Origin of the sequence: Mariprofundus sp. EBB-1 (assembly GCF_003665155.1) — a bacterium.
Lineage (GTDB): Bacteria > Pseudomonadota > Zetaproteobacteria > Mariprofundales > Mariprofundaceae > Mariprofundus.
Window position 1 is genome coordinate 22,908 of the sequence record NZ_RCFQ01000034.1, and the last position, 8,929, is coordinate 31,836.

The 8,929-nt window shown below is 47.0% G+C and carries 6 protein-coding genes; all 6 read left to right on the forward strand.

The genetic code is table 11. The features are described 5' to 3' along the window. Positions 1-3: 3 nt before the first annotated feature. On the forward strand, positions 4-420 hold the full coding sequence (gene tolR / locus D8Y20_RS11805; protein ID WP_121543911.1) for a protein TolR: 417 nt from the start codon (positions 4-6) through the stop codon (positions 418-420). Continuing rightward, positions 398-1,186, forward strand: a complete 789-nt coding sequence (locus D8Y20_RS11810; protein ID WP_121543912.1) for a TonB family protein — start codon at positions 398-400, stop codon at positions 1,184-1,186. Before tolR ends, D8Y20_RS11810 begins: the two co-directional genes overlap by 23 nt. Positions 1,187-1,384: 198 nt before the next feature. Further along, the gene (locus D8Y20_RS11815) at positions 1,385-3,010 is read left to right on the forward strand and encodes an NAD(P)-binding protein (RefSeq protein ID WP_121543913.1); all 1,626 of its coding nucleotides are present in this window, start codon (positions 1,385-1,387) and stop codon (positions 3,008-3,010) included. A gap of 223 nt (positions 3,011-3,233) precedes the next feature. Further along, positions 3,234-6,818 (forward strand): pyruvate:ferredoxin (flavodoxin) oxidoreductase, encoded by a 3,585-nt coding sequence (gene nifJ, locus D8Y20_RS11820; protein WP_121543914.1) that lies wholly within the window; start codon positions 3,234-3,236, stop codon positions 6,816-6,818. Positions 6,819-6,837: 19 nt separating this feature from the next. Continuing rightward, complete coding sequence (gene sthA / locus D8Y20_RS11825; RefSeq protein ID WP_121543915.1) at positions 6,838-8,211, forward strand: Si-specific NAD(P)(+) transhydrogenase; 1,374 nt, start codon at positions 6,838-6,840, stop codon at positions 8,209-8,211. A 112-nt stretch (positions 8,212-8,323) separates the two neighbouring features. After that, positions 8,324-8,929, forward strand: a 606-nt coding sequence (locus D8Y20_RS11830; RefSeq protein ID WP_201265639.1) for a hypothetical protein, incomplete at its 3' end; no start/stop codon positions are given.

Sequence of the window (8,929 nt, forward strand, 5' to 3'; positions counted from 1 at the left end):
ATTATGTGGGCCGGAAAAAGTAAATGGAGCCAGGACACGGAACCCATGGGTGAAATTAATGTCACACCACTGGTTGATGTCATGTTGGTACTACTGATCATTTTTATGATTACAGCCCCCCTTCTCACCCAAGGGGTAAATGTGGATTTGCCGGAAACTGAATCATCGGCACTTCAGCAGAACATTGAGCCACTGGTCATTTCCATCCGCGCCAATGGTGAAATATTTATGCAGAAACATGCCATTAAAATTGAACAGTTAGCACCACGAATTCAAGCGATGCAAAAGCAGAAACCCGGCATTCCTGTATTCATTCGTGGTGATGCCAAAACACCCTATGGGCGTATTGCATCTGTTATGAGCAGTTTGGAAACAGCTGGTATTAAGAAGGTCGGCCTTGTCACAGAGCCACGTCGCTAAACGCTTAAGTCATCAACACAATGCAGGTCTGAAATCATTGGATCTGCTTATTGCTGTGCTGTTTCATGTGCTGGTCTTCACCATCATTGCTGTACTTGCATTCTGGCAGCAACAACACAAAAACGAGCCATTAAAGCGTATTGAAGTGATGATGATTTCTGCCAAAGATCTGGCCAAACTGGAACAACAAGCCAAACCCAAAAGAAAAGCGATCAAACGCCCTCCAGTTAAGGCCAAAGCAAAGAAAAAAAAGCCTAAGATAAAACCAAAAGCCAAAGCAAAACCAAAAATGAAAACACCCGCCCCCAAAGCCAAAGCAGTTGCTAAAATCAAACCTGCCAAAAAGACTGTCAGCAAAGCAGCCAAAGTAGATCCTGACTTTGATCCGTTCGCGCCTGTTGTATCAAGCAGCAATACCACTGCTCCAGTAAAAAAAGCCACCACTTCTCGTCCTGAGAAAGCTGATATTGCTGGCAAGCAGTTATCGAACAGTGAAAAAGAGCGTTACATCGCTCTGATCACCGCAGCAGTGCAACGGCATTGGAAGGTTTCAGCCAGCGCTTCCAGGTTCAATGATCCATTGGTAGAAATGAAATTATTACCAACCGGTGACATTGCATCTATTCGCATACTGGAAAGCTCAGGAAATGCTGCCATGGATGCATCACTGATACGCGCCATCAATGCGGCAGCTCCATTTGAACTGCCGCGTGAACGCTATGCATTCTTTCTGAATAACCGCATGCGTTTTCACCCACTGCAGTAAACCTTAATCGACAATTATTCAGGCTGTTTACGACGTTAATTATCCTACTTCTACGGAACATATAGCGGTCATTGAAACCACAACAATCAACACAAAAGCGAACATCAATAACCCTAATCATTTTGTCGCTTTCAAGCTCTTTTAGACCTATAGTACGTTATCTTCAAGAACACTATATTGACATAAGAGAGTGAATCTATGACCTCGAATAAATATATGACACGCAGCTTGGATCTTACCCAGCATGATACTGGAACAGGAGCACATCGCCTGCGTAAACCGGTGTATATGGATTTTTTACCACCTTGTAATCATGCCTGTCCTGCTGGTGAAGATATTCAAGGCTGGTTAGATCTAGCCCAAAATGGTGAATATGAAGCGGCCTGGCAAAAATTACTCGAAGATAACCCTTTCCCTGCCATTCATGGCCGAGTCTGTTACCACCCGTGTGAAACATCCTGTAATCGTGCCCATACCGATCAGGAAGTTAGCATTCATGCTGTTGAACGTTTCCTGGGTGATCTTGCTCTGGAAAAAGGCTGGAAGCCTACATTCACAGCTCCGGCCGGTGGTAAACGCGTATTGATTGTTGGTGCAGGACCGTCCGGACTCTCAGCCGCCTATCATCTTATTCGTCTGGGTCATGACGTTGAAATTCGCGAGGCCGGCCCATTCGCCGGTGGCATGATCCATTTTGGTATCCCTGCCTATCGTATGCCGCGTGATGAGTTGAACCGTGAAATTCAACGTGTTGTCGACATGGGAGCTAAAATCGTTCTTGATTGTCGTGTTGATGATATTGAAGCCGCCAAAGCTGAAGGTGATTTCGATGCCGTATTTGTCGCTGTAGGCGCACATCTGAGTAAAAATATAGAAATACCCAGCCGCGATGCTCGCAAAATGTTGGATGCTGTCAGCTTCCTCAAAAGTGTTGAAAATGGTGAAGATCTACAGCTTGGCCGCAGGGTTGCAGTCTATGGCGGTGGTAACACAGCAATGGATGCGGCGCGTACTGCCAAACGGCTTGGTGCTGATGAAACAGTCATTATTTATCGTCGAGACCGGGAAAGCATGCCAGCTCATGATTTCGAGGCCGATGAAGCGATCGAAGAAGGCGTGAAAATCAACTGGCTGCGCACCATCAAAGAGATTGATTGCACCACCATGACCGTTGAGGTGATGGCGCTGGATGAAAATGGACGTCCCCAACCTACAGGTGAGACAGAAACGCTGGAGACCGATGCACTGATTATGGCCGTTGGTCAGGATACTGATACAGGCTTTCTGAAACAGGTCGAAGGCATCACATTCAACAATGACGGTACCGTTGTTGTCGGTCCCAATATGATGACCGGAGCTGCAGGCGTTTTTGCCGGTGGTGATATGGTGCCATCCGAACGTTCGGTCACTATCGCAACAGGCCATGGCAAAAAAGCGGCCCGTTATATTGATGCGTGGCTGCGGGGGGATGTGTACAAACCAGCCGCCAAAAACCCAATTATTGAACATGATAAATTACAGCTCTGGTACAGTACCGAAGCACCTAAACGTGCTCAGGGTGAACTATCACCGGCAGATCGCATTGGTGGATTTGGAGAGATTTTACAGGGTTATAGTGAGAAGGAAGCACTGTTTGAAGCCAAACGCTGCCTCTCATGTGGTAACTGTTTTGAATGTGATGGGTGTTACGGCTCCTGCCCTGAAGATGCCATTATTAAGTTGGGTAAAGGGAAACGTTATCTGTATGACTACGATAAATGCACCGGTTGCGCCTCCTGCTTTGAACAGTGCCCATGCCACGCCATTGAAATGGTTAAAGAATAGTCAAAGGCATGCGCCGCAAAGTTACGCAAAGAAAAGGTAAGTAAGGATGAATAACAATGCTAACGACCTTCTATTGTTATGGAATCAATTGCATGCGCTGAGCAATTCAATCCTTCGGGCTTTGCTATTTATAGATTTTACTCTGCGGAACTTTGCGTACTTAGCGGTAAAAATTATTTTGACTGTGCCTGTTTGTACAAATGTGGATAAAGGATGATTAATAATGACGGATTCAAATAAAACCAAACAAATCACTTTTGATGGTGGCACCGGTGTCGCCCATATCGCATATCGAGTCAACGAAATTTGTTCCATCTATCCGATTACTCCCTCCTCCGACATGTCCGAGTTGTGTGATCAATGGTCGGCACATGGGTTAACAAATGTATGGGGCCAGGTGCCTGAAGTGATCGAACTACAATCTGAAGGTGGCGCTGCTGGTACAGCACATGGCGCATTGCAAACCGGCGCTCTGACCACCACCTTCACCTCATCACAGGGGCTTTTATTAATGATCCCCAATATGTACAAAATCGCCGGTGAACTGACCTCCACGGTGTTCCATGTTGCAGCCCGCTCACTGGCTACTCAGGGCCTTTCTATTTTTGGCGATCATCAGGATGTGATGGCGGCTCGCTCCACAGGCTTTGCCATGCTGTCGTCCGCATCTGTGCAAGAAGCGCATGATTCTGCACTGATTGCCCATGCAGCCACGCTGAAAGCACGCATTCCATTCATGAATTTCTTTGATGGTTTCCGCACCTCACATGAAATCAATAAAGTAAGCTTAATCTCGGATGATCAGATTCGCGCCATGATTGATGTCGAGTTGATTCATGCCCATCGCCGTCGTGCGCTGAATCCGGACACCCCATTTATTCGAGGCACCGCGCAAAATCCAGATGTCTATTTCCAGGGCCGTGAATCCTCCAATCAGTTCTACGATAATTTACCCGCCATTGTGCAAGGCACCATGGATCAACTGGCTGAACTGACCGGCCGTCAGTATCACCTGTTCGATTATTTCGGTGCGGCTGATGCCGAGCATGTCATTATTGTCATGGGATCCGCAGCACAAACCATCGAAGAGACTATTAAAGTGCTGAATGCGCAAGGTGCTAAGCTTGGTGTGATTACCGTTCGTCTGTTCCGTCCATTCAGCCGCGCACACCTGATAGCTGCGCTCCCGGAAACGGTCAAAAAGATTGCTGTACTAGATCGTACCAAGGAACCTGGAGCCCGTGGAGAGCCACTCTATCAAGATGTGATGGCCTCACTTTCCGAATCGGTCATGATCGGTGAACTTGCTGCATTGCCACGTGTGATTGGTGGTCGTTATGGCCTCTCCTCCAAAGAGTTCACTCCGGCCATGGTGAAAGGCATTTTTGATGAACTGAACAAGGATGCGCCAAAAAATAATTTCACCGTTGGTATCAATGATGATGTGACATTCACCAGCATTGCGGTTGATCACAGTTTCAATATCGAACCGAATAATGTTACCCGCGCCCTGTTTTACGGTCTTGGTTCTGATGGTACGGTCTCAGCCAACAAGAACAGTATTAAAATCATTGGTGAAAACACACCGCTGCATTGTCAGGGTTATTTTGTTTATGACTCCAAAAAAGCAGGCTCCCAAACCGTTTCACATCTGCGTTTTGGGCCTGATGAAATTCGTGCTCCCTACCTGATAGATTCAGCTAACTTTATCGCCTGTCATAAAGCATCTTTTATCTCTCAGGTAGAAATGCTGAATAAAGCAGCTCAGAACAGTGTGTTCCTGCTCAATAGTCCTACATCGGCTGATAACATTTGGCATGAGCTGCCAAAACCCGTGCAGCAGAATATCATTGATAAAAACATCGATTTTTATGTCATTGATGCTTCAACCGTAGCACGGGATGCTGGCATGGGCCGCCGCATCAACACCATCATGCAGACCTGTTTCTTTGCGCTATCGGGTGTACTGCCACGCGATGAAGCCATTGATCAGATTAAAAAAGCCATTAAAAAAACCTATGCCAAGAAAGGTATGGATGTTGTCGAACAGAACTACAAAGCGGTTGATGCTGCCCTTGATCACATGAACAAGGTGAATGTACCCGCAACCGTCAGCAGTGATCGTCTGATGGATCTGATGGTGCCACCGCACGCGCCTGAATTTGTGCAGCAAGTTACTGCCCCTATGTTAGCCGGTAAAGGCGATGACTTGCCCGTTTCCATGGTTCCGGTTGATGGTACCTACCCTTCCGGTACAGCCCAGTGGGAAAAACGTAACATCTCCGATTTTGTACCAAAATGGGAATCTGATGTCTGTATTCAATGTGGTAACTGCTCGTTTGTATGCCCGCATAGTGTGATTCGTGCCAAATTCTATCATGAAGATCATCTGGACAAGGCACCGGCAGGATTCCCCTCTGCACCGGTATCCGCACGTGGATTCCCGGAGACACGTTATACATTGGAGATTTATCAGGAAGATTGTACCGGCTGTGAAATGTGTGTGCATGCATGCCCGGCTTTTGACCCTAATGATGAAACGAACACGAAAAAAGCCATCAATATGACGGCCAAAGCGCCATTGATGGAACAGGGTCTCAAAGATGTTAAATTTTTTGAATCTATTCCTTACAATGATCGTGCCAGCATCGACTACTCATCGGTACGCGGTGCCCAGTTCCTTGAACCGCTGTTTGAATTCTCAGGCGCATGTTCTGGCTGTGGTGAAACACCGTATGTACGTCTATTAACCCAACTCTTCGGCCCTCGTCTGCTGGTAGCCAATGCAACCGGATGTTCCTCTATTTACGGCGGTAATCTTCCGGCCACACCGTGGACAGTAAACAGCGAAGGGAGAGGCCCGGCATGGTCCAACTCCCTATTTGAGGATAATGCCGAATTCGGTTTGGGAATGCGTATTGCAGCCGATCATCATACCAAATTAGCCAAACAAGAACTGCATGCCATGCGTGATCAACTTGATCACGCCTTTGTCGATGAACTGATCCATGCAGACCAAAGCATCGGTTATGGTGTGACGCAACAACGCGAACGTGTTGAAAAACTCAAACTGGTACTTGAAGGCATGGATGATGTGCGTGCTAAAAATCTACTTACCGTCGTGAATCATCTGGTGCGTCGCAGTGTATGGCTGATTGGTGGTGACGGCTGGGCCTACGATATTGGTTCAGGGGGGCTTGATCATGCTCTGGCCAGCGGGCGCAATATCAATGTACTCGTACTTGATACCGAAGTGTATTCAAACACCGGGGGACAGGCATCCAAATCCACGCCCATTGGTGCCGTTGCCAAATTTGCATCCGGTGGTAAACCTGTTGGTAAAAAAGATCTGGCCCTGCAAGCGATCTCCTATGGTAATGTCTATGTAGCTCGGGTGGCGATGGGGGCAAATCCTCAGCAGACACTGCTGGCCATGCGTGAAGCCGAAGATTATCCTGGCCCATCCATTATTCTGGCTTACAGTCACTGTATTGCGCATGGTATTGATATGACTCAGGGACTGCATCAACAGGATATGGCCGTTCGTTCCGGTTACTGGCCATTGATTCGTTATAATCCAATGCTGCGACAGGCTGGCAAAAAGCCGTTTGTTCTCGACTCACCTACACCGACTATGAAGGTGAAGGAGTACGCGTACACTGAAATGCGCTACAAAATATTACAGAAAAATGATCCTGAAGAGTCGGAGCGATTAATGAAATTAGCACAGGAATCTGTTGATCTGCGCTGGGCAACCTATGAATACATGGCTGAACAGGATCCGTCTGAATTTCAGCCTATGAAGTAATTAAGGAGCAATATTTATCATGGATTATGATATTCTTATCATTGGATCCGGCCCGGCCGGACAGCATGCTGCATGGCAGGCTGCCCATATGGGAAAAAAAGCTGCCATTATAGAACGCAAATCAAGCATCGGCGGTGCAGGCTTGCAAACGGGAACCATCCCCAGCAAAGCACTACGTGAAGCGGCCTATCTTGCTTCACGTACCAGTCAGGGTATGCACACAGCGTCTCATACTGCACGTTACGGTGTAATGGCTGATGTTGTGCGGCGTAAAGATATGGTGATTGCACAGCAGGAGTCGGTGATTCTAAAACGGCTGCTTAAATCGGGCGTGGCACTGATCCCCGGTGAGGCATCTTTTGTAGATGAGCATACCATGAAGGTCACCAACACCAATGGTGAGAGCAGAATGCTCTCGGCTAGTGTAATACTACTGGCTACCGGATCCAGACCCAGACGCCCATCCGACATCCCATTTGATAAGCAAACGGTACTCGATTCCACCTCTATCCTGAAACTGAAGAAACTACCTAAAAGTCTGCTCGTTGTTGGTGGTGGTGTAATTGCCTGTGAGTTTGTATCAATCTTTGCTGCCCTCGGTGTTGAGGTTAGCATTGTAGATTCACACGAACAGTTGCTTGCTTATCTCAGTGATGATGTGGTCGGTGTATTGGCTGACTCTTTTGAAAACATGGGGGTACAATTACTCATGCAAGAAAAAGTCGTCGCTATTCGTAAAAACGAAGGCGAAGAGGTACTGACACTACTTGAATCAGGTAAAAGAATTCGTAGCGAAGCGGTATTGTATGCACAAGGCCGCAAAGCCAATTCACTAAGTCTGGATACTGCTAAGGTTGGTATCGAACTCGATCACGGCTGGATTACAGTCAATAATCATTTTCAATCCAGCCAACCACATATCTATGCCGTTGGTGATCTTATTGGTCGCCCTGCCCTGGCTTCAACCGGCATGGAACAGGGACGAACTGCCGTTGCACATGCTTTCGGTGAAACATCCCAAGCTATGCCTGCCAACCTACCCATGGCCATTTATGCTATTCCTGAAATATCGTGGGTTGGGAAAACAGAAAAAGAGGCAAAACATGATCAGCTACAATATGTCGTTGGTCGTGGTTATTACAATGAAAGTGCTCGTGGCCAAATTATCGGGGATGCCAATGGCCTGGTAAAACTGATTGTCGATATACATACGCATAAACTCATCGGTGTGCATATTGTCGGAGAACACGCCAGTGAGCTGATCCATACCGGTCAGTTATTGATGCATTTTAATGGTACGGTACAAGATCTTGTTGCGAATGTGTTTAACTATCCAACATTGGCTGAATGTTACAAACTTGCTGCACTGGATTGCATGAACAAGCTGCCCTGAATACCGTATTAAAAATAAATATCAGCTGTAAAGATATTGGGTTGTCCTACTTCACTTTGCTCTTTAGGATTTATCGTTAAACACAAACAAGCTTAACTGTACTGGAGATCTAATGGCCAATCACGATGATGACACCAAGCCAACTGGAAAGCATACAGATGCATTTGGTTCTGATGATTTAATGGATTCTGATCTCCTGATCGATGCTGATGAGCCAGAAAGCACGGAGGAATTATTGGACTCCGAGCTTCTGTTTGACGCTGATGAACCCATTGATAATGCAGCAATCGATGATGACGTGATCGATTCCGAAAACCTGCTCGACCTGGACGAACCACTTGAAACCTTATCCGTTGATGCCAATGACGTTCATGATGTCACCTTGGAGGAATCATCCAGCAATCTAAGCAATACCGTGGATGCATTGAATCTTCCTGAACATGCCGCCGCTGAAGAAGCAAAACATGCAGCTGAGCTTGCTGCACAGACTGCTGCAGAAGCCGAAGGGAAGGCCGCCGAAGAGGCACAAATTGCACTCGATGCAAAAATTGCAGCCGAACAAGCAATGGCTGCAGCCGAAGCCGCTGAAAAGGCCGCTAATGAGGCCAAAGCAATCGCTTCAGCATCTGCCGAGGCTGAAGCAAAAGCTACAGAAGAAGCACAAGCCGCATTGGAAGCAGAAAACAAAGCCATTGCAGATGCCCAAGCTAAGGCTGAA